The organism is Neochlamydia sp. S13, assembly GCF_000648235.2.
Lineage (GTDB): Bacteria > Chlamydiota > Chlamydiia > Chlamydiales > Parachlamydiaceae > Neochlamydia.
Genome location: NZ_AP017977.1, coordinates 597,420 through 618,455, shown reverse-complemented (window position 1 = coordinate 618,455; position 21,036 = coordinate 597,420). Strand labels below are relative to the sequence as shown.

The following is a 21,036-nucleotide window of genomic DNA, read 5'->3' as shown; positions in this document are numbered from 1 at the left end:
ACAATAAAGCCTAAAAAAGGCTAAGTTTTTACTTTTCCAGGCTCTAGCATCCTATCTTCTCTATAAGGCTTTACTCCCCTTGGACCCCCAAGCTAGGTTTTCTTTACCCTTAAACCTTTGGATTTTAAAAAAATCATTTTATAAAATTACCTTTATATTTATAAAATGCAGGAATGAATACTTTTAATTATAAAGTTGGAGCTGGGAGCCCTTTTCCCTTGGGAGTTACTTGGCAACAAGATGGAATTAACTTTTCTTTAGTCTCATCGAAAGCTTCATCGGTCATTTTAGCTTTATTCGATTCTCCCACTAATCAACCCTTTATAGAACTCTCTTTGGATCCTCTTCTAAATAAAACGGGCGATATCTGGCACCTTTTTCTGGCGACTACTCTTAGCAAGCCGTTAGGTTATGCTTATAAGATAGGAGGCCCTGATAAATATTTTGACGCCTTCAGCTATCTATTAGATCCGTATGCTAAAGCTGTTATTTCTCCTAAAATTTGGGGAGCTAGGCGCCAGGCGCCTAACAAAGATCATCCTCTTTTTTTAGGGCTGCTTTATCCTGAAGAAGAATTTGACTGGGAAGATGATAAAAAACCCCAAATCTCGCATAAAAGCTTGATTATTTATGAAATGCATGTGAGAGGGTTTACTCAACATCCCTCCAGCCAAGTCAAGGCACCCGGAACATATTTAGGAATGATAGAAAAAATTCCTTATTTACAACAGCTAGGCATTAATGCTGTTGAATTACTTCCCATTCAAGAATTCAATGAGTGTGAATACCCATTCCCTCATCTTTCTCTTCAAAAAAATTTATTTCAATATTGGGGATACTCCTCTATCAACTTTTTTGCTCCTATGAATCGTTATGCATTCAGCCTTGCTCCATGGGCAGCTCTACAGGAGTTTAAAAAAATGGTAAAAGCTTTTCACAAAGCAGGCATAGCAGTGATCCTGGATATTGTTCTTAATCACACGAATGAAGGGAATGAAGATGGCCCCCTTACCTCTTTTAAAGGTATTGATTGTAACACCTATTATTTGAAAGATAAAGAAAACAGATTCATGAATTTTACAGGTTGTGGGAATACTTTCAACACTAATCATCCTATTCTTCAGCATTTTATTCTGGATGTTTTACGGTACTGGGTTGTAGAAATGCGCGTAGATGGTTTTCGCTTTGATCTGGCTTCTATATTTAACCGTGGTATGCAAGGGGAAGTTCTTGAAACAGCTCCTATTGTCGAAGCGATTTCTTATGATCCTGTCCTTTCGCAAACAATTTTAATTGCTGAACCTTGGGATGCTGCTGGCCTCTATCAAGTAGGAACATTTTCCCCTAAAAAAAACCGATGGAGTGAATGGAATGCCCTTTATCGAGATACTGTTCGGCGCTTTATTAAAGGAACGCCTTACACAAAAGATCTGTTCGCCTCTCGCCTAGCAGGTTCTCAAGATATTTATAGCTTTCATTCACCTTTAAGCAGCATCAATTTTATAACGGCCCACGATGGATTTACTCTCTACGATTTAGTCGCCTACAATCATAAGCATAACCTAGAAAATGGAGAAAACAACCAGGATGGTACCAACCAGAATGAAAGCTGGAACTGTGGTCTAGAAGGGCCCACAGAAGATTTGCATATTAACGATCTAAGGGAACGGCAGCTGCGTAATTTTCATTTAGCTTTAATGATGTCCCAAGGAATTCCCATGTTACAAATGGGGGATGAATATGCTCATACAAAAAAGGGTAATAATAATACATGGTGCCAAGATAATGAGCTTAATTGGTTCCTGTGGGATAAACTTCAAGAGAATTCAGCATTTTACCGTTTTTATCGCTTAATGATTAAATTTAGAAAGCAAACCCCCGCTCTGCAACAAGGAAGATTTTTAAACGAACAGGATATTTTCTGGAGAGGAACTGACGGAAAAAAAATAGAGTGGGATAAAGAAACACAATTTTTAGCTTTTACTTTACTTGCTAGAGAAGAAAACGCAATTCTTTATTGTGCTTTTAATGCACAAAATATTCCTCAAACAATTTTCATCCCTATGCTTGAGAAGGCTGAATGCTGGCAATTAATCATCAACACGGCTAACCCCTCTCCCTATGATTTTTATGAGGAGGGACAAGAGCCGCGGATTGAACAGCCATTATTACAGATGCCAGCTTTTTCAGCTGTTCTACTCAAAAAAAAGCTTAACTAACTCATTAATAGCTAAATATTTGCTTTTTCTTCAAAAACCTTGATGGGCCAATTTTTTTATCCACCTTATCTAATAATTTTTTTTTCTTGTTTAGCAACAGTTTTCTCTCCCTGTATTTCGTTGGCCTTTTATTTCCAAGCTTTTCTAAAGCACAAGCACACTTTTGCCCCCTTGCTTATCCTAGGATGTATATCCATAGCTTTTAAAGAAACTCTATCTGTATAACGAAAAAGTCAACCTTTCTCTTAAGTGGGCTCTCCTCGTAAAAAACAAGCTCTTTATTAGGTATAGGATGCATAAAGAGCGACTCCAAGAAACCCTAGCACGCATTAACTCTTAAAAGTTAAAAGGAAAGAAAACTTTGTTCTAAAAATCTAAATTTTTTCATCCATACACTTAAACCCCACTAAATTAAAAATACTTTTGGCAAAGCTTAATTTGTACACGTGGGAGCCAATCTTTATACAATCATACCCTTAGCAAAATCTTAATTTTAAGTAGAAAAATAAGAGGTGGAAAATTATATGCTCAACTAGTTTTTTTTAAAGCCAATCCACTGATTATCTTATGGCAGCTAGCTAGCTTTTTAGCTATTGCTCTCCTAGCAGATAAAATTGGTTTCCTTTGATTTTTTAATATCCCTAGGCATTTAAAGTTCATGCTATTTTAGCCTCCCACTACCAGAAAAAAACCAACCTGCTAACTTTACCTTTATAGTTATTTCCTCTCTAGAGTTTTCCTAATTACGTTCTTTTAGCTTGCAAAGAACATAAGGCTGTATGCTTTAGGCAAAGCTAAATAAATTTATTCATTAAAAGGTTTTTTATGTATATTTAATTTACTTTTTAAAAATCGCCTGCTATACTAATTGTAAACCTAGCAGTGGTATCTCTTATGAATAAAGATTTTCCTTCCCTTCCTCCGGTGGCTCCTCCTCTTTTTGTCAACCCTATTTCTAACACGGAAGAGAGGAAAGTGCCGAATCAACAAGCTCAAAGAGTAGATAAAATTGCTTTACCAAAAATAAAGGAAATTACTTTATGGGAAAAGCTTTGCCACAAGCTCAATGTAATAGTTACCTGGCTGAAATCTATACCAAGCAAAATTTTTAACGTTTTTAGGTGCTGCTTTAAAGATTCTCATGAAGATTTCGATGAATTCGTGGAAGATGATGACGAAGAATATATTGGAAGACGCGTAAGCCAAGAAATGCAAATCTTTCCTCATCCTACGAATTCTACCTTAATAGGTAAGGAAGCACCACCTATAATAGAAAATCCTCTTGCTCAAAGATCTTTTCTAGATGAGCTGGAGGCAAATGTTTCCCAACTGAGGTTAAAGGTCGAGCTGCTAGAGACTGAATCCATGGTAGATAAAGAAACTTTAAAAAAGACAAACTCTAAGATTAATAACCTCTTAGATAAAATTTCTAATCTACCTGCTTCCTTAAAAGAAGGCGAGACTGACAACAAAATAAATGCATGGAAAAACACTTTAAAGACCGCCCAGAAAAAGTTAGAACTTATAAGATCTCCTCAGCAGGTGGTTCTCCCAGTAAAAATAGAAAGCGAATTTGCTGACTTCCTACAAGAGGTAAAAAATAGCCTAGAAACAGCTAAGAGCCAAAGAGTTCAAAAAACATCGAACATGCCCCCAGTTTTTAAGAATAAAAAAAATAATTGCTGGTTTCATGCTGCTATCCAGCTAGTATGGGCGATGGGCGATTCATTTCATCAGTTGGTAGCAGAAAAATACCAAGAACGCTCTATATTAGTAGACACCTACAATAAGGAAATGGATGAATATAATGAGTGCTTGTTAAATTACCCGACTAAATGTGAGCAACGCAAACAACTGCTGCTCGACCAACTTAAAGCTTTGAAAAACTTTAGAAAAGAACTTAAAGCCTATTCATTAGCTCAAAAAAGAGCTGAAGCTGAATATCGAAGAACTTTTCAACGCTATGAAGTAGAAAAAGAAGCTTGGGATATTTATTTGGAAGAAAAAAAGAGATGGCAGGCCGCGGACCATGCCACTGCACCACCTGTAAAACCTCAAGACAATGAGCCTATGCCACCTGTTATGGAAAACCTTGCTTTTCCTAAGGCTCCTGAGGTTGAAATAGAAGAGATAATTCAAAAGCCTAAGCTGCCCTCAGAGCCTATTGATCCAACACTTTTACTTGATTCCATTCATCTGCTAAGTGAAGCGTTGCAATTAGGCAATCAAGATGCTATCACTTCAGCAGCAAAATGCCTAGAAAAAGCTACTCCCTTGCTGGATGCTGAGTTCGTAAATAGAGGCGCGCAATACGATGCTGATGTTTTTATAACAGCACTCTTTTCCTATCTTTCCTCACCTTTTTTTAAAGTTGAAAAAGAAATCAAAGGTTTACCGGGGACCATTTTTAAGGATATATCCCATTTCCGAGAAGATAGTACATCAATTTTAAGGCTTTTAATTCCTACGGGCCACACAAATTTTCAAGAAGTTTTAAATGAAGCTTATAGCCCACAAGTATTTGATAAAGAGGCCGGGTGCTCTTTTGATCGAGAAGAAAATGGAGAGGTGAGAAGAGTAACCCAATATAGTGAGCAAGAGAAATTAGTAGAAATTAAAGAATGTGGGTTTATTCTTGTGCATGTAAAACGTTATAAATATTTTGTGTCCACCCAGAGAAAAGATAAATATGAACAACTTATTAATAACAGGGCCAAACAATTAATTAAAAAGGATAGAGCAAGCTCCATCAGTAAAGAAGAGGCAAAGAAAGCAGCGCTGGAAATGCTAAAAGAGGAAAAACTCATCCCTCCTTCCTATCCCCAAACGCGTTACGAATCTAGAAAAATTTCCACCCCTCTAAACTTCCCTAACAACCATCGCATTAACTTCTCCCAAGCTTTTAAAGAGCAAACGGATAAAGATTACGTATATGAATTAGTAGGAGCTGTCTTACAAGAAGGAACTTTAAATGCAGGTCATTACAAGGCAAATGTTATGGGAGTTAATCCCCATAGTGGAGAATCTCAATGGTATCATGCTGATGATTTGAAAGATCATATAGCTTCATTTACCCTCTCGGAAGCGCAGGCCTCGAATAGAAATGGCTACATCTATTTATTTAAAAAAGTAGCTAGGGCAAAAGATCCTTCCCCTCAAGCACCTGGATAAAAAAGCTTATCTTCTGATAAAAAACTGTTTTCAAAAAAGTCAGTTTTTAAAAGATAATGCTCTTTTCAACCGTACAGGGGTGATTTCTTAAGCCTAAAATGATAAGAGTAGGCATGGGCTTAATGCTTTTGCCGCCCATAAGAGTTTTTTAGCTGCTAGTTATAGCATTGCTTTTGAGATATGTGTGCATACAGGTTTAGCTTCTTGCATAGTGTATTTCATTAGATTAAACTCCTTCTTTGTAGAAACTTATCTTAACAACGCTTAAGAAGCTTTTATTTTGCAGGTCCTGCTGCTTTCGTCGCAGTTAATCTAGAGCCTAATCCCTTCAAAGCTTAGGTGGCCTTACCTGTCATTCGTGCAAGTTCTTGCTTGCGGGTAGAAGCATCTAATAAATTAACAAAAGTTACTGTCCGATCCCCTACCACCTTTTTAGAGATTTGAAGGTGATAATCAGCATGTTGAGCGACCTGAGGAAAATGAGTAATGCATAATACCTGCAGGTCTTTGCCAATGGCTTTAAGTTTTTCTCCCACGATTGCTGCTGTTGCGCCTCCAATGTTTGAATCCACTTCATCAAATATCAACGTAGGGATACGTTGTTTATCACTTAAAACAGTTTGCAAAGAGAGCATGACCCGAGATAGCTCTCCGCCGCTTGCACAGTCCTTGATAGGAATACGACGTTCTCCAAGATTCGGAAGCAGGAAAAATTCTATTTTATCATCTCCATAACGGTTTCTCTTAGAAGGATGAATATCTATTTGAAAATCTACCTTTGGCATATTCAAAGAACATAACTCCTTTTTCAAAGCAGCAGCTAACCTTACCGCAGCTTTTCGACGGCTATCCGATAATTGTGAAGCTCTCTGATTATTTTTCGTTTTAGCAAGTTCAAGTTTGTCTTTTAGCTCTTCAATTCTATTATCCGCATTTTCTAAAACTTGCAATTTTTTTTTACTTTCCTCTGCAAAGCTTTGCATATCTTCTACAGTAGGCCCGTATTTCTTCTTCAAACGGGTAATTAATTTTAAGCGTTCATTTATCTCGGAGGTACGCACAGGGTTATATTCTAAGCGCGATTGGTAAAGAGTTAATGCGCTTGCTACTTCTTGGAGCTCTAAAACGGCATTATGGAAAGCTTCAGAAAGGTCTTTTAAGGCAGGATCAAGGCTTGCTAAATAGCCTACAACATGCTGTTGACGATTCAAATGAGGGAGTAGGGCCGCTTTTTCACCATCCAATACTTGGCAGACCTCCTGCACTTTTGTACCCAATTCTTCTGCATGCGTTAAAAGGGTGTATTCGCTAAAGAGTTCCTCCTCTTCTCCTACCTTCAAATGAGCTTCTTCTAATTCTTCAAGTACCATATGGCAGACTTCCATTTCGCGCAATCTTTGAGCTTCGTTATTTATTAATTGCTCCAATTCATTTTGCAAGGCATTTTCTTCTTCCCAGCTAGTTGAAAAGGCTGCCACTTCCTCTTTAATATTACCGAAAAGGTCGAGTAGCTCACGATGGCGATCTAAAGAAAGTAAATCTTGATTAGCATGTTGCCCAACGAGATGAATCAAATGGGTAGATAGAGCACGTAGCAAGCTTAACTGCGCTAGCTGATGGTTAATGAAAGCACGACTTTTACCGGTAGCAAAAATCTCGCGACGTATATAAAGCTCTGCACCCTCTTCTCTATCAATTCCGCTTAATTCCAGTAAATTCTCTACTTCTACCAAGCCTTTTATATCAAAAACAGCCTCCACAACACCTTTATCAGCGCCTTTACGAATTATCCCTGTTTCTGCTCGCTCTCCCGCAGTTAAGCGAATAGCGTTCATGATCGCAGACTTTCCTGATCCCGTTTCGCCCGATAAAACGTTAAAGCCCTCGGCAAAATCTATTTCTGCAGATTCAATAAGTATGATATTTTTAATGCGTAATTGCTTTAGCATAGGTGATATCCTGCGGATAAAGAAATAAATCCACATACGTTTAGACTACCCATCATTTCTTTTTTAGCTCTCCCCGATTTTTTAATTTTTATTAGACTTAATTGAAATTAATTTTTAAAAACACTTTTTTAGTGCCGGCTTACTCTTTCCGTATCAAAAAAAGCCTACTTTCATCATCTGGAGTAAGAGATACCTATGATAAAAAACAGGGCTTATTTTCTTTATCTAAAACCATCTTCTATAAAGAATTGTCTACCCTTTAGATTTAACACCTTTTATACATTCTTTAAAGCTTAGAAGCTATCCCTTTTTACCTTTTAATTTTTTGGGCAAAAAGAAATCGATAAGCAAAAGTTAGGGCATTAACAAATATATTTATTTCTGTAGTGAAAAAAGATCCCCGTCTTCGTAGCCTTTAGCTTTTTTAACTTTTCTATGGCTTACTTAATTTTTCATAATAGCATCTAGCGTCTTAAAGTGTAATTTAGCCACATGTTCTAACACTTCGCTGCCGTAAGTTTGTACAAGCTTTTTTCCTATCTCAATTGTTTTCATAGATGCTCCTTTAGGAATCTCTATCTTATATTTTTCAGATAATTGATCAAGAGCTTCCACAAATGTTTGGCGGGCAAGTATGGAAGCAGCAGCCACTACTAAATCTTCTTCTCCTCGGTACCTTTGTGTGAGGTTAATCTCCATTTTTTTTCGCTGTAAGGCTCTAATGACCACTCGTTCATCTGCAAACTGATCGATAATTACATTTTGACAACCGGTCCTATTTGCAAGCTGTTCAATAGAGGTAGCGTGTCCCCAAGCTAAAAGATGATTGAGGTTTTTAAACTGGATCATCAATTCATTATATTTAGCCGGGTTTATCCTCACTATATGATGCGCATATTCGGCGCGAATCTTATTGCCAATTTTTATAATGGATTGATCGCTTAAAGACTTAGAATCTTTAACCCCTAAGGTTTTTAGATGATGGATAGCGTGGCCTTCAGCTTGCACTCCAGCGATACATAAAGGTCCAAAAAAATCTCCCTTACCTGATTCATCAATTCCTATACGAGCCGTTATATCGATCTCTAGATGCGCGTAACTAAACTTAAAATTCCCCAGAATGTGAGGCTCTAGATAAAATTCCATAAAAGAGGCCATTTCTTTCCCTTGAACCATTAATTTGCCTGATTGGTAAAGGGTGCAACTGATCCCTTTCTTTTTGGCAGAAAATAGAGTATAAAGAGGTTTTGTTATCTCAAAACCCTGATTTATAAGATCTTGCATTAGCTTATCGGCTATTTTTATGTCTAATTGGGTGACAAAGGTAGTGGACTTGCCAGAGGGAGATGAATCGGTCATGCATTAACTTGAGTTATTATTAATTTTATAGTATAAAAGGTAGTTTTGATAACTGTCAACATAAGGAGAAGGTTGATCTTGTAAAGATCGTTACCTAACATATGAAAATCCGAGAAGAATCTATTCAAATGGGTGAAATTTTTAAGCAGCGCCGTAAGGAGCTTAACCTCTCTCTCAAAGAAATTGAGAATGCGACCTCTATTCGCATATCCCATCTTCAAGCTATTGAAGAGGGGGAAATTGATAAACTTAATTCCCCTGTTTATGCTCAAGGATTCATTCGTCAATATGCAGCTTTTCTAGGCATCGATGGAGAAAAAATTGTTCGAGAGAATCCAGCCATCTTTTCACGTCCAGAAGCGCAAGAATTTGCTTATGGAATAGGAACGCTTGAAGTCCGTGGAAATCCGGGAGCGGGAGTCAAATGGTTTCCTAATGCCATCTGGATAAGTGCTTTTATTTTGCTCATCATTACGGCTTGGTTCACGGCACGGTACTTTGGAGTCATCTAATCATGTCCATATTGCTGCTTAAGCCTTCTCATAAGCTGCCTTTAGCAGCAGCAAGAGGTTGGCTATGCTTAATTTGCTTGGGCCTATGCATGGGAACAGCAGACATTATTCCTGGCATTTCTGGAGGTACCATTGCCTTCATCATGGGTTTCTACGAAGATTTCCTTTATAGTTTAAAAACTCTTAATCGCTCAGCATTTAAAACGTTATTAAAAGGTCATTTTCGAAAATTTTTTAATCTTATTGCTTGGAAATTTTTGTTAGGATTGTTAATAGGCATTATCCTAGCTATGCTCTGCTTAGCGCACCTAGTTTCCTACCTTTTAAATCATGAAACTTATCGTTCCTTACTCTATGCCACTTTTTTTGGATTGATTATTGCTGCCACCTTACTATGTATGGGTCAAGTCAAGCATTGGACCCTGCTATCAATCTTCTTATTTGCAAGCAGTGCTAGCCTAGCTTTTTTTCTAACTCAATCATCTTCCATGATATCTTCATCAAATGCTGATGATCTTTATGATATCAAAATTGATAATATCGTTTCTGATAAGCCTTTGCGCAATTATGATTTTTCTACCCACACGTTAAAAGCAGTTCCCGCCTCAATGCTCTCCGCCATGCTAGCTAAAGAAGCGATTCCACCTACAACGCTTGCCTACAGCTATAAGCTTGCCAATTGGGGGCCCGTAGAATTTTTTCTCCCCAACAGTAAGAGTAAAAGTTTGGACCCATGGATTATCTTCTGCGGAGCTCTGGCTGTGTGTGCCATGATTCTCCCGGGAATATCAGGAAGCTATCTTTTATCTATTCTAGGCATGTATACCATTGCGGTAGGAGCTTTAGCAGATTTTTCTAGTAGCTTAAAAAATGGGCATTTTGATCATCCCTCATTTCTTATTTTAGCCAACTTATTATTAGGGATTTTTTTAGGGGCCCTTTTTTTCTCACGCTTTATAAGCTGGATTTTAGATAAGCACCATGATTTAGCTATCGCTTCCTTAACAGGCTTTATGATTGGCGCCATAAAAGCAGTATGGCCTTTTTGGAGTTATCAATATGCTCTTTTACCTCTTCATCTTGAAAAAGGTGCTCAGCTAGAGACCCTTGAGCCAATCCTACCCTCATGGACTTCTTATGAAACATGGCTGGCCTTAGGACTTACTGTCTGCGGAGCCCTCTTAGTTTTTGGCCTGCATATTGCAGCCAAAAGTTTACAAAAAAGGCCTGCTTGATTAGCTGAGATATAAAGCTTGCGAGAAGGTGAATAGACAATTTTAAGTAAACAAGCCGTTTTAAGTAGATGAATAGTCTCCCGCTTTTTTCACAAGCAGTTATGTAAGATAGGACGGTAAAGAAGCAAAAGTCTGTCCTTCAAAAGGAAATTATTCCTTCAGCAAACTACCCCTCCTTAAAGGTCTATTTTTTTTAAATATGATCCTATAAGACACGGCCTGAAAAGCCTAGAAATATCTTTAATCTCTATGCAGGCTAATATTTGACTTGGTGGAGGCAAAGACCATGAGCCGGGGCAGTAATGCCAGCTAGTTTTCGATCACGATTTGCTAATATAGCAGGTATCTGTGACCCTAGCATTTTTCCCATGCCTACATAGGCTAAGGTGCCTACTATATTGCGTACCATTTTATATAAAAAGCTTTGACCTGCTACCTTAAATAGCAGCCGATCAGGAAATATTTCCTGAATCTCTATCCTATCCACCTGGCGCACAAAGCTAGCATAATGTACATGCTTTTTAAAGTTACAAAACGCGGAAAAATCTTTTTTTCCTACCAATAATCTTGCAGCCGCTTTCATTTCAGCAAGCTTAGACAAACGAGGGCAATGCCAAGAGTAAAGCCTATTTTGAGGCATTTGCACGGCTCCCTTGCAGATAAAATAGTGATATTCTTTCTGAATACAATCTAAAGTAGGATGAAAATTTTGGGGTGCTTCTTGAGCTTCTAGGACTACAAGGGAGGGCGGTAAAAGCTGATTTAAGCTAATCTTAAAGCTTTCGTAATTTAAAAGCTCTTTGGTGGTAAAAAAATTGATGACTTGCCTATGAGCATGAACACCTGCATCCGTACGGCTAGCAGCTTGCAAAGTGACGGGATGCTAAAGAACTCTTTCTAGGGCTTTTTCTAAAGAAGCTTCAATAGTGGGACCTAGAGAGGTTTTTTGCCATCCTAAATAGCTTGTGCCATCATAAGCAATTTGTAGCTTAATATTTTTCATTAAACCTCTCGGCTTATTGCTATGCTTCTAAGAAAAAAGAGCTATAAATTCTTGAATTCCTTCTAGGCATCTTTGCACAGCTAACATGACGAGCAGCATTCCAGTCAACCTCTCAGCTGCCATTAATCCATTATATCCTAAAGCACGCTGCAATTGGCGAGCGAATAGCAAAACAAAGGTGGAAACTACCCAGGCTATTAATATGGCAATTAGCATCTTGGGTTGACTAGACTCTAGATGAGCTAGCATAAGGATAGTAGCTAGCAATGAAGGTCCAGCAATTAGAGGAACAGCTAAAGGTATGACAAAGGGTTCACCTTTGGGCCAATTTGCCCGCAAACTATTGGAGGCAGGAAATAAAATTTTAATCGCTGTTAAAAATAAAATGATGGATGAGGCCATTTGAACAGTCGGATTATCCAGCTGTAGAATGTGAAGAATAAATTCTCCTAAAAAATTAAACACGAGCATAAATGCTAGAGCAATCAGCATTTCTCTAGCCACTAACCATCTTACTCTTTTAGATGGCAGCTCATCTACCATCTGTAAAAATGTAGAAATATTGCCGATAGGATCCATGATCAAAAAAAGAATCATTGTCATCGTAAACAAAGGAATTTCTATCATATTTCACTTCTTATGAATGTCTATAGTGTTCTATAAATAATTTAAGGCCCGTAAGTACCATACCCGCAGACATCATGGCTAAAAGCATACCCATTAACTGCTCTAAAGCCACCAGCCCCCTTTTACCTAAAAGCTTGTGTAAGTAAGGAGCTACTGCAATAATAAGGAGTACAAAGATCCAAGCTAAAAGAAGCGCTAGTGTTATCTTTATATTATTACCTTCTTGCCGAGAAAATAGCATGATAATCGCCATCAATCCAGGCCCCGATAATATAGGGGTAGCGATAGGCACAATAAAAGGTTCTTGCTTTTGTTGATTTGCAGATTTAGTGGAAGGCGCTGTGGAAAAGATCATTCGTAATGCAACTAAAAACAGCAAAATGCCTCCGGTTATGCTAACAGCAAAATCATGCACAAAAAGGACACCTAAAAAAATTTCTCCTAAATACTGAAAGAATATAGCAATAAGAAAAGCTATTAGGCCTTCGCGCATTAATATTTTTTTTTGATGCTCGAATTCAAAATCCTTAACTAGCGCTAGAATAGTTGGCGAATTTCCAATAGGATTGGTAACTAAAAAAAAAGTTAAAGCTATTTGAAATAAAGACACAGGATGAACCTATCATTTAACAAACGTGCTATAATAGTGTTTTAGGAAATTAAATACAACTTGCTCATTTTCATTCAGCTTTTTTAGTTCTTATCTAAATGAGTTTAAATAATTAGATCCCGAGAGAGTTACGTGCAAGTTAATTATTTTCTCTTCAAACTAAATTTTAATGCTATGCAAGGTTAATCTTTAAATTTTCTTTCTCAGGCCTACTTTACCCAGAAATTTATAGTCTATGGTTTCTGCTTTATAATTCGCTGAAAGGCTGCAAATAAAATAAAAACCCTCTTATCTTTTAATATTTTTTTATCCTTTAAAAATGCTTAAACCTCTAATACCTGCCTACCTACTCAACGCGGTAGTCTTGCTATGTATATCGATAAAGGATAAACAGCGACTTAAAAAAAATATAAAAATTAAAAATTTTACATAGACTTACTCTTGAAAAGGCGCTTTATAGTTTATCGGCTCTTTTAAATTAAGATCGGCTCTATAGAAGCTTCAAAACGATCAAAATTGGTCGAGACAATGAAAGCTTTTCTTATCCTACGCTTGGCTAGACCCAATAATATATCAAAGGGAAAAATTAAATTTTTTTAGATTTAATTATTTATGAGCATTTAACTTCTAGACAATTCGATAAGCTCCATATCCTTTTGAAGCTTATGGCTAGCATACTTAATAGACTGGCTAGAATGCTTAACGGCAGCAAGAACAACCTCCTTATCGCTCCTAAGAGCGGGGCTAGCATATTGAAGAGCCCAGCCAAATTTCTGGACGATAAGGAGTACTAATTCTTTATTATTTTGAAGCTCTGGACTAGCATACTTAAGTGCTAATCCATTTTGCATAGCGGCAGCCAAGATAACGTCCGCATCGTTTCTCAGCTCTTCGCTGGCAAACTCAAGTGCTAATCCATTTCTGTGTACAACACCCTGTACTAATTCTTTATCGTTTTGGAGTTCTTGGCTTGCATACTTAAGCGCCAAACCATTCTGTAAAGCAGCTGCCAATACTAGGCTCTTATCATTCTGAAAATCTTCACTGAGATACTCTAGCATCAAGCCATTATGTTGAAGAGTAGCAAGAATGAAATCTTTATCTTTTTGTAGCTTTTGGCTAGCAAATTTAAGCGCTGCGCCATCATTCCTCGCCGCCACAAACACCACTTCTTTATCATTTTTAAGCTTTTGACTAGCATATTCAAGAGCCAAGCCATTTTGCTCAACAGCAAGAAGAACTATTTCTTTATTGTTTTTAAGTTCGGCGCTAGCATGCTCAAGAGCCCAGCCATCTTGCAAAACAGCCGCCTCCACCACTGCCTTGTCATTCTGGAGTTTTCTGCTTGCAAACCTTAGCACCCAGCCATTTTTCTGGACAAGTGCATGGATTAGGCCCTTATTACTTTTAAGCTCTTTGCTAGCATATTTAAGCGCCCAGCCATTTTGCTCTACAGCAGCTACCATAATTTCATGATCTTTTTTTAATTCTTTGCTAGCACTTGCGAATGCTAAACCATCTTTCTTAACAGCAGAAAGCACGACCTCTTGATCATTTTTTAGCTGTGGGCTAGCATACTTAAGAGCCAGGCCATTGCGTTGGACAGCGGCAAGAACAATTTCTCTATTGTTTCTAAGCTCTTGGGAGGCATATTTAAGGGCTAAGCCATCCTGCCTGACAGCTTCAAGGACTACCTCTTTATCATTTTTAAGCCGTTCGCTAGCAAAATAAAGTTTACGGCCTTTTTTGCGCACTGAGGCAAGGATAAACTTTTTATCATGGAAAGATCGAGGCGTAAAGTCTTCCATCCCAATGAAAATATTTCCTAAGATGGGAATCAGTAAGATCAGACAACGTCTAAAGCTTTTCTTGTTAAGATGGGTATAATAGCGGCTTTTTGATATACTTTCTTTGTTTTTAAAAGGTAAGCAAACACATTTTTGAAAAATATCCATTAAATTAGTTAAAGTACTAATTAAGGGTAGATAGTCTGCTGTATTATCTATGAAAACACCTACGTTTGAAAATGTATCTATTTTCATAGCAAACCTTAAAATTTAGTCTATCTAAGACTATAGAATAAATTCATTTTTTGATCTTTAGAAAAAGCTATTTACGCAAAAAACATCCCATTCAGTTAGGAGGTATAATTGCATGAGAAGTTCCCCCCTTGGAAAACAGAAAGAAAGAGAGAGTCAATTCAAAATCCCTCTTTCCTTTAATGCGTTTTATTAAACATGAAAAAATTCTTTTATTTTCTTCGACTAGAGCAAACACTTTAATGAATAAAGTTCGGAAGATTGATGAACAAGGCCTAGCAAGGATTTGCAAGCCCAAGCAAGGTTGTTCATGATAGAAGAAAAGTCATTTATCATTCTTATGTAATAATGACAAATGACTTGGAAAAAAACTAAAAGGCATTAAACTAGGCTATTTTTTTACTTTAATATATTTTTTGAAAACTCCTGACATTTCTTTACCAAGGGCTTTGACGGTAGATTTTTTCAACTTCTCTTGAAGAGGATTTTGTAAGCAGAGTTGGGTAATCGACTTCTTCTTTAATTTTCCCTTTTTGATATAACCTGAGTGAATGATTTTACTCGCGTATCCTGCAATATCGCGACGATTTAAGGAGACTAATACGCAATTATTTTTACATTTTGCAGCTATTTCTGATTGGCGTCTATTTAACTTAGGAAAATCAGGCTGCCCAGAATTAAAGTAAATATGAAAGGCTAGCATATGGTCAGGAACATCTGCATTTAACTGGTCTGGAGTTATTTTATGGATCATGACCCGACCTAATTGCTTTTTCATCTCCTTTTCAATTTTTCTTACCCTTTCGTGAAGAGCTTTTTCCCGAATAATAACAATCGTATACTCTACGCGATTTTTTTCTTTTATTTTAGTCTCTTTAGATTGCTCAGCAGATTCAATAGAAGAAGCTTGGTACTCGGCAGATGAGGGGTCATTGTTAAGCTTAATCTTTTCCTTCTTTTTCGCTTGTTTAGTGCTTTCAAGCTCTTTCTGCACCAGAGCAAGCGAATTGCCGTTTTCTGGACCATTAATTTTAAGGCCTAAGTTATTTATAACTAGCTGCTTTTTCTTATTTTTGCGTGGTTTACCCCTAACTGCAAAAATTGCTGCTTCTACAAAACCTACAGCACTTCCTACGGCTGGCACAAACTGGGCAGCTGCCATTAAATTATGAAACCGAATAGCAGATTTCATTTTTTTCTTTTCGTTTAACTCATTTTTATCTAAACGTTTAATCTTACTAAGAAGCTGCCTGGATTTAAGGTAATGCAACACTCCCCCTACTAGAGGAATAACCCTTATAAATTCACTACCGACAGCACCGCAAATGCGAGGAATATATATTCTTTCGTAATCTATCCGTTTTTCTAAACATGTAACATTGTTGCCTATTGACATAGCTACTCCTTAAAGGTTGTTATAAATAATTTTCTTTATAAAAAAATTTGATTTATATCAAACACTTTTTAAGTTGTAGCTAGATAAAATTATAAAACAAAATTTACGAGCTGAAAAAAATTTAAAAATTTTATTTCTTTAGACTAGAGTGTATATTAGAAAGAGAAACCTTTTTATAAGGTCCCTCAAATTAATCTGCGCGAGCATTAAGCTAGATAAAGATCCACGGATAAAAAAAAGAAATTAGCAAGAAACGGTGCTTTTGCAGCACCGTTAGCAAGATTAAACAGCTGCAGCTCTCTTAACTGATTCAGTATGAGTACGTGCTAGCTCATTCATAATCGCAAATAATTGCTGACTAGATTGATGAATTTTTTCTATGCTTCGATCGCGATCATGGCGAGTTTGTTTTAGTTTCTCCCCTTCATGATCATGTTCGGTACGAGCAGCCATTTTTTTCTCAGATTCAATGTCCCCAATTTTGCTAGTAGCATGTCCAAATGAACTTATTCCTTGCGAAGTTTGTCCTAAATTTGTTAAGACTTTACCAAGCATGGAAGTGTCCCCTAGAATTTGGCCACCTAAAGGAGCAAAGGAAAGAGCAGCTCCCGTCCCTTGTAGAAACACGGAAACATAGGTCCAAGCACGTCCACCTTCAAATGTTTTCACTCTTTTTTTCACATTTACTTCTAGATGCTTAAATAAATCATCGATCTCTTTCTTGTTGTAACGATGGCCAAGCGATCCTAACAAAATGGAAATTTTGCACATCATTTCCATCATGGCTTTCATATTGCCGCCATTAGCATTTTGTAGCTCTAGTTCATAAGCAACAAGCGTATCTTCAATTTCTTTAATACGTTGAGCTTCGATATCCTCTTTTTTGTTAATTTTAGCAGGAGCTAGCTCACCACCAGTCGGCTCGATTGTCAAGGGGGCTGTTATCGAGGCGTTTTTACTGCTAGCTAGTTTGTTTTTTCCAAAAAGGCTAAATGCCTTATCTTTCCAGCTAACTAAGGTTTCTTTATTAAAAATTTGCCAAAAACTTTTTTTATTTCTTTTTAAAATTGCTTCCTTTTGCATAGCTTTTTGCATTTCAGCTATTTTTGGATTAGCTTCTTGTTCTGATTCAATAAAAAAATCTTTAGCAGCGTAAATAGGGAGGGGGAAATCTTTGCAAGATGCGACTGAGCTAGAATAACGCTCGGTAGCTTGAATGGCATCGCTAGCTTTAAAATCTAACGGATAGTCTTCACTTAATGGGCCGCGAGGCGCATAAGAGGAATAGTTTTCTTTTATTGCATCTTCACGCATAATTAATTCTCCTCAAAAATTATTATTTATTTACCATACTGGGCAGAAAGAAGTCCACTTCCCATTTCCGCATGGCTTATCAAAGAAACCAGCGCTTTTTTAATCTCTTGAACATCCACTTTAAGTTGAAATTGGTATTCATCGCGTTGGGATGATTTTGCTAGCATCTCACCTTGAAGTTTATTTAGTTTATTTTTAGTGTCACCTTTTAACCAAGTATTAAATGTTTGGCCTACTCCTGCCATGCCATTGAAAACTCCTGTTACAATTAAAAGGGGCAGGGCAACACCACCTGTAGCTATTGTAGCTGCAGCTGACACTACCATAGCAGCCGAGGCTATCCCCCCTAGGGCTTGCGTGACCGTTAATCCCACGCTGACTTTTTCTAAAACACCAGCGCGTTTACCTATCAGAGCAAGTTCAGCTTGAATTTGCATACGTTCGGCGTGCAGCGCTTTTAAGTCTTGCTGCCTGTGAAGAATTTGCTGATTGATTAGCGTAGCCTGCTCTTGGCGCAGCTCCCCTTGCTTAACTAATATGGCTAACATAGCTTTTAGAGGATCCATAGCGGTGATATCTAAATATTTAAAATCTTCATCAATCTCTTTAGGAGAACGGTGTGCTAGAGGCTTAGCTTGTGAAGAATACTCACGTTCAATGATCTTTTCAGCAGGCTTACTGCCTTTTGAGCTTCCGCTAAAAAAACTCCATTTTTCTTTAATCCAGTCACCTAGCTGGTATAGAAAACCTTTCTTTTGTTTTCCTAAAGCTTCTATTTTAATCGTTTCAGGTTGCTTATGAATAGCGGATGATCTATTTTTTAATTCCTCAAGTGCACAGGCTTGGGTAGTCGACTCAAGTGAAATCTTCATTTTTTGCTGAGCTTCTAATGCAGGCACAGAAGCCTTTTTTTGCTGAGCTCCTAGATAACTCATTAAAGTATTTCGCAGATTCTCCATCCAGGCAAAGGCACTTTTATTTTTCTTTCCGTGAAGTTGTTCATTTTGCACCGCTTGAGTAGCAACTTCAATAGGTTTTAAAGAAGTAATCGAACTTGCATACAGAGAAGGCTGGACCTCAGCAGGTGCAGAACCTTGCTTTTTCAAGTAACTGCTGCCATGCGTTTCGGCATTTGTATTTAATTCCCAAGTCCTTTCCAAACTTGAGTTAAGTTTATCTAACGGCATATGCTCCTCCTCAATTAACGGCCCATGATAGCACGCGCTTTGCTCATCTTATCGTCATGGATAGGCTTTAAGATAGCGCGAGCCATTTGGTAAGATTCATAACGTTCATTAATTAGTCGATTGACAGTCTGCATTTGCATATCATTTTTAGTATTATAATCGTCAATGGTCATCCGGATATTATCAATTAACCTATCGCGTTGATCTTTCGTATAGATCATTTTACCATTTTTAATAGAGCCTTCCTGAATATCAATCCCTAATTTTTCTCTAGCGTCTTTCAAATGGTGAGTTAAGTCATGCGAGGTATCAAAAGATAATTCACTGCGATCAGTAGTCTGGCTGTTAATCAGCTTTAATACTTTATGCATCTGTACCACTTCTTCCTGGCGTTTTTTCAATTCTTGAAATTCATCATTGCTTTTTTGCTGGAGTTGATTAAGTCGTTCGGTGAGCAGAAGAAACACGAGCTGTTCTAGTTCCATTTCTGTCGTCTCTTTGGAATCTTCGCTTTTAACTGCATTTAAAGCCTTCGTCCTCGACACTTCACTATTAAAACTTGTCATCACTTTTCTCCTTGAAAGATATGCCTAAACAAAACCTGCCCTAAATAAACCGGTTAATGTTTAATATTACATTTTAATTAAAAACAAAAACGTCATAAATTCCGATTGTATCATCAAACTCCCAATTAAAGCAATTTTTTTTAACTTATGCAGTTATTCTTTTTACTGCCGCTATCTAAAATCATCCCCTCTACCATTAGAAAATGACAGGCAAGATAATAAAAAGCTTAAAGTGTTCAAAAGGAAAAACTTTTTTAATATCTAAAGTTAACTGTAGCTTGCCAATCTCTTAGAATGGTTTATTACATCCCATCTGCTTTGAACTTACCAGCTATCGAATAGATTTTATAATGCAAATATTTAAAGACTTCGCTACACTTTTGGCAACCCTAAAAAAATACACCGCGCCTTTTAGATTATAAGCGGCCAAATTGCCAAGCTGAATAGATGATCAATGCCGGTTAACAAACAGGAACACTGAATGACAAGACCTTTATGGGGTTCTCGCCTTGGCTTTATCTTTGCCGTGGCAGGATCAGCGGTTGGACTCGCTAATATCTGGCGCTTTCCTTACATTGTGGGGCAATATGGAGGCTCTGCTTTTATTATCGTTTACTTACTGTGCTTATTCCTGATTGGATTTCCAGTCTTTATGGCAGAGATGTTAATCGGTCGAACAGCGCAAACAAGTCCCAGCGGAGCTTTCCGCCTTTTAGGAGGCAAATTAGCATGGTCCTGGGCAGGAAAGCTAACCATTCTTACAGGATTTATTGTTAGTTCTTTCTATAGTGCAGTCGCTGGGTGGGTGCTGGGATATCTAGTAGAGGCAGTCCAAGGAAATCTTTCGAATTTTACCTCGGCTGCTCAAGTGGCTGATCATCATCGCAACCTTATGAATAACCCACTATGGGGGATAGGCTTTCATTTTTGTTTTCTCCTTATCTGTATTGGCATTCTATATCTTGGAGTGCGTAACGGCATCGAGCGAGGTAACAAAATCATGATGCCCTTACTATTTTTAGTCCTTCTTTATTTAGTGGGCACCGGCTTAAAGATGCCAAATGCTCAGCGAGGGCTAGAATTTTTACTCAAACCAGATTGGAGCCTTATCACTCCCGCTGCTATCTTAGCCGCGCTAGGTCAATCATTTTTTACCCTTAGCATAGGGCAGGGCACTATAGTAACTTATGGAAGTTATTTAAAGCCTGATGAAAATTTAGTAAAAAGTAGCTATCCTGTTGTGCTTATGGATACACTAGTCTCCTTACTTTCAGCGGTCGCTGTCTTCACCATTGTTTTTTCTGTAGATTTAAAACCTGATCAAGGTTCGGGCCTTATTTTTCATACCCTCCCTTGGGTATTCAGTCATCTTCCTGGTGGGCATTTTCTAGCAAGCATGTTCTTTTTGCTCGTAGTTTTAGCAGCAACTACCTCAGAAATATCTGCAATGGAGCCTACAATCGCTTATTTAATGGACGAATGGGGATGGAAACGTCGGCAAGCCGTACTCATTTGTGGCTTAGGCGCTTTCTTAATAGGTATTCCTAGTGCTCTTTCAAGCAGTATCCTAGCTGATATACGCTGGCATGGGATGACTTTTCTTGCTCTTACTGATTTTCTTGCTAACGCTATCCTTATTCCGGTAGGAGGCTTTTTAGCCGTAATCCTTGTAGGATGGATATGGGGCACTACACATAGCTTAAATAGTTTAAAATTAGGCTCTTCTCATTTTTTTGACAATCATCCTTGGCTCTTGCATTATTTTAGGTTTTGCTTTAAAATTATGTCTCCTATCTTAATAATATTTGTTTTCCTAAACGCCTTAGGGTTCTTTTCCTAAAGATAAATT

General features: G+C 37.6%; 15 protein-coding genes. 5 read left to right on the top strand and 10 right to left on the bottom strand.

The genetic code is table 11. The features are described 5' to 3' along the window. Window positions 1-218 precede the first annotated feature (218 nt). Together TY21_RS02375 and TY21_RS02370 are read left to right on the top strand one after the other, a co-directional pair. On the top strand, window positions 219-2,219 hold the full coding sequence (locus TY21_RS02375; RefSeq protein WP_232044388.1) for a glycogen-debranching protein: 2,001 nt from the start codon (window positions 219-221) through the stop codon (window positions 2,217-2,219). A gap of 894 nt (window positions 2,220-3,113) precedes the next feature. Next, window positions 3,114-5,390: a hypothetical protein gene (locus tag TY21_RS02370; protein ID WP_042241864.1), complete on the top strand. Its 2,277-nt coding sequence runs from the start codon at window positions 3,114-3,116 to the stop codon at window positions 5,388-5,390. Between the two features lie 335 nt (window positions 5,391-5,725). On the opposite strand, the gene recN is transcribed toward TY21_RS02370, so the two are convergent. Both recN and rnhC read right to left on the bottom strand, forming a co-directional pair. Next, window positions 5,726-7,339 carry a DNA repair protein RecN gene (recN, locus tag TY21_RS02365; protein WP_042241865.1) on the bottom strand — a complete coding sequence of 538 codons (1,614 nt, stop codon included), beginning with the start codon at window positions 7,337-7,339 and terminating at the stop codon, window positions 5,726-5,728. A 444-nt stretch (window positions 7,340-7,783) separates the two neighbouring features. Further along, on the bottom strand, window positions 7,784-8,698 hold the full coding sequence (rnhC, locus tag TY21_RS02360) for a ribonuclease HIII (RefSeq protein WP_039385453.1): 915 nt from the start codon (window positions 8,696-8,698) through the stop codon (window positions 7,784-7,786). Window positions 8,699-8,799: 101 nt separating this feature from the next. Between rnhC and TY21_RS02355 the strand changes: the two genes are divergently transcribed. Together TY21_RS02355 and TY21_RS02350 are read left to right on the top strand one after the other, a co-directional pair. Next, window positions 8,800-9,210, top strand: a complete 411-nt coding sequence (locus TY21_RS02355; protein WP_039385455.1) for a RodZ family helix-turn-helix domain-containing protein — start codon at window positions 8,800-8,802, stop codon at window positions 9,208-9,210. Window positions 9,211-9,212: 2 nt separating this feature from the next. Beyond that, the gene (locus TY21_RS02350) at window positions 9,213-10,445 is read left to right on the top strand and encodes a DUF368 domain-containing protein (protein WP_052354565.1); all 1,233 of its coding nucleotides are present in this window, start codon (window positions 9,213-9,215) and stop codon (window positions 10,443-10,445) included. Window positions 10,446-10,701: 256 nt separating this feature from the next. On the opposite strand, the gene TY21_RS02345 is transcribed toward TY21_RS02350, so the two are convergent. From TY21_RS02345 to TY21_RS02310, 8 genes are all read right to left on the bottom strand, one after another. Further along, the gene (locus TY21_RS02345; protein ID WP_232044387.1) at window positions 10,702-11,316 is read right to left on the bottom strand and encodes a tRNA pseudouridine(38-40) synthase TruA; all 615 of its coding nucleotides are present in this window, start codon (window positions 11,314-11,316) and stop codon (window positions 10,702-10,704) included. 159 nt (window positions 11,317-11,475) lie between these two features. After that, complete coding sequence (locus TY21_RS02340) at window positions 11,476-12,075, bottom strand: MarC family protein (RefSeq protein ID WP_042241866.1); 600 nt, start codon at window positions 12,073-12,075, stop codon at window positions 11,476-11,478. Window positions 12,076-12,085: 10 nt separating this feature from the next. Next, window positions 12,086-12,685, bottom strand: coding sequence for a MarC family protein (locus TY21_RS02335; RefSeq protein WP_042241869.1), 600 nt, complete (start codon window positions 12,683-12,685; stop codon window positions 12,086-12,088). 620 nt (window positions 12,686-13,305) lie between these two features. Further along, entirely contained in the window at window positions 13,306-14,727 is a 1,422-nt protein-coding gene (locus tag TY21_RS02330; RefSeq protein ID WP_042241871.1) for a DUF4116 domain-containing protein, read from the bottom strand. Window positions 14,728-15,115: 388 nt separating this feature from the next. After that, complete coding sequence (locus TY21_RS02325; protein WP_042241874.1) at window positions 15,116-16,120, bottom strand: hypothetical protein; 1,005 nt, start codon at window positions 16,118-16,120, stop codon at window positions 15,116-15,118. Between the two features lie 282 nt (window positions 16,121-16,402). Further along, window positions 16,403-17,434: a hypothetical protein gene (locus TY21_RS02320; protein WP_042241876.1), complete on the bottom strand. Its 1,032-nt coding sequence runs from the start codon at window positions 17,432-17,434 to the stop codon at window positions 16,403-16,405. Window positions 17,435-17,460: 26 nt separating this feature from the next. Further along, entirely contained in the window at window positions 17,461-18,621 is a 1,161-nt protein-coding gene (locus tag TY21_RS02315) for a hypothetical protein (RefSeq protein WP_042241879.1), read from the bottom strand. 14 nt (window positions 18,622-18,635) lie between these two features. Then, window positions 18,636-19,187 carry a hypothetical protein gene (locus TY21_RS02310; protein WP_042241884.1) on the bottom strand — a complete coding sequence of 184 codons (552 nt, stop codon included), beginning with the start codon at window positions 19,185-19,187 and terminating at the stop codon, window positions 18,636-18,638. A gap of 481 nt (window positions 19,188-19,668) precedes the next feature. Between TY21_RS02310 and TY21_RS02305 the strand changes: the two genes are divergently transcribed. Then, entirely contained in the window at window positions 19,669-21,027 is a 1,359-nt protein-coding gene (locus TY21_RS02305; RefSeq protein ID WP_042241887.1) for a sodium-dependent transporter, read from the top strand. The last annotated feature ends 9 nt before the right edge of the window (window positions 21,028-21,036 follow it).

Coding starts and splice junctions, on each gene's coding strand:
- TY21_RS02310 (WP_042241884.1), bottom strand. CDS start 19,187: ATGACAAGTTTTAATAGTGAAGTGTCGAGGACGAAGGCTTTAAATGCA.
- TY21_RS02350 (WP_052354565.1), top strand. CDS start 9,213: ATGTCCATATTGCTGCTTAAGCCTTCTCATAAGCTGCCTTTAGCAGCA.
- TY21_RS02325 (WP_042241874.1), bottom strand. CDS start 16,120: ATGTCAATAGGCAACAATGTTACATGTTTAGAAAAACGGATAGATTAC.
- TY21_RS02315 (WP_042241879.1), bottom strand. CDS start 18,621: ATGCCGTTAGATAAACTTAACTCAAGTTTGGAAAGGACTTGGGAATTA.
- TY21_RS02370 (WP_042241864.1), top strand. CDS start 3,114: ATGAATAAAGATTTTCCTTCCCTTCCTCCGGTGGCTCCTCCTCTTTTT.
- TY21_RS02320 (WP_042241876.1), bottom strand. CDS start 17,434: ATGCGTGAAGATGCAATAAAAGAAAACTATTCCTCTTATGCGCCTCGC.
- TY21_RS02340 (WP_042241866.1), bottom strand. CDS start 12,075: ATGATAGAAATTCCTTTGTTTACGATGACAATGATTCTTTTTTTGATC.
- recN (WP_042241865.1), bottom strand. CDS start 7,339: ATGCTAAAGCAATTACGCATTAAAAATATCATACTTATTGAATCTGCA.
- TY21_RS02305 (WP_042241887.1), top strand. CDS start 19,669: ATGACAAGACCTTTATGGGGTTCTCGCCTTGGCTTTATCTTTGCCGTG.
- rnhC (WP_039385453.1), bottom strand. CDS start 8,698: ATGACCGATTCATCTCCCTCTGGCAAGTCCACTACCTTTGTCACCCAA.
- TY21_RS02355 (WP_039385455.1), top strand. CDS start 8,800: ATGAAAATCCGAGAAGAATCTATTCAAATGGGTGAAATTTTTAAGCAG.
- TY21_RS02330 (WP_042241871.1), bottom strand. CDS start 14,727: ATGAAAATAGATACATTTTCAAACGTAGGTGTTTTCATAGATAATACA.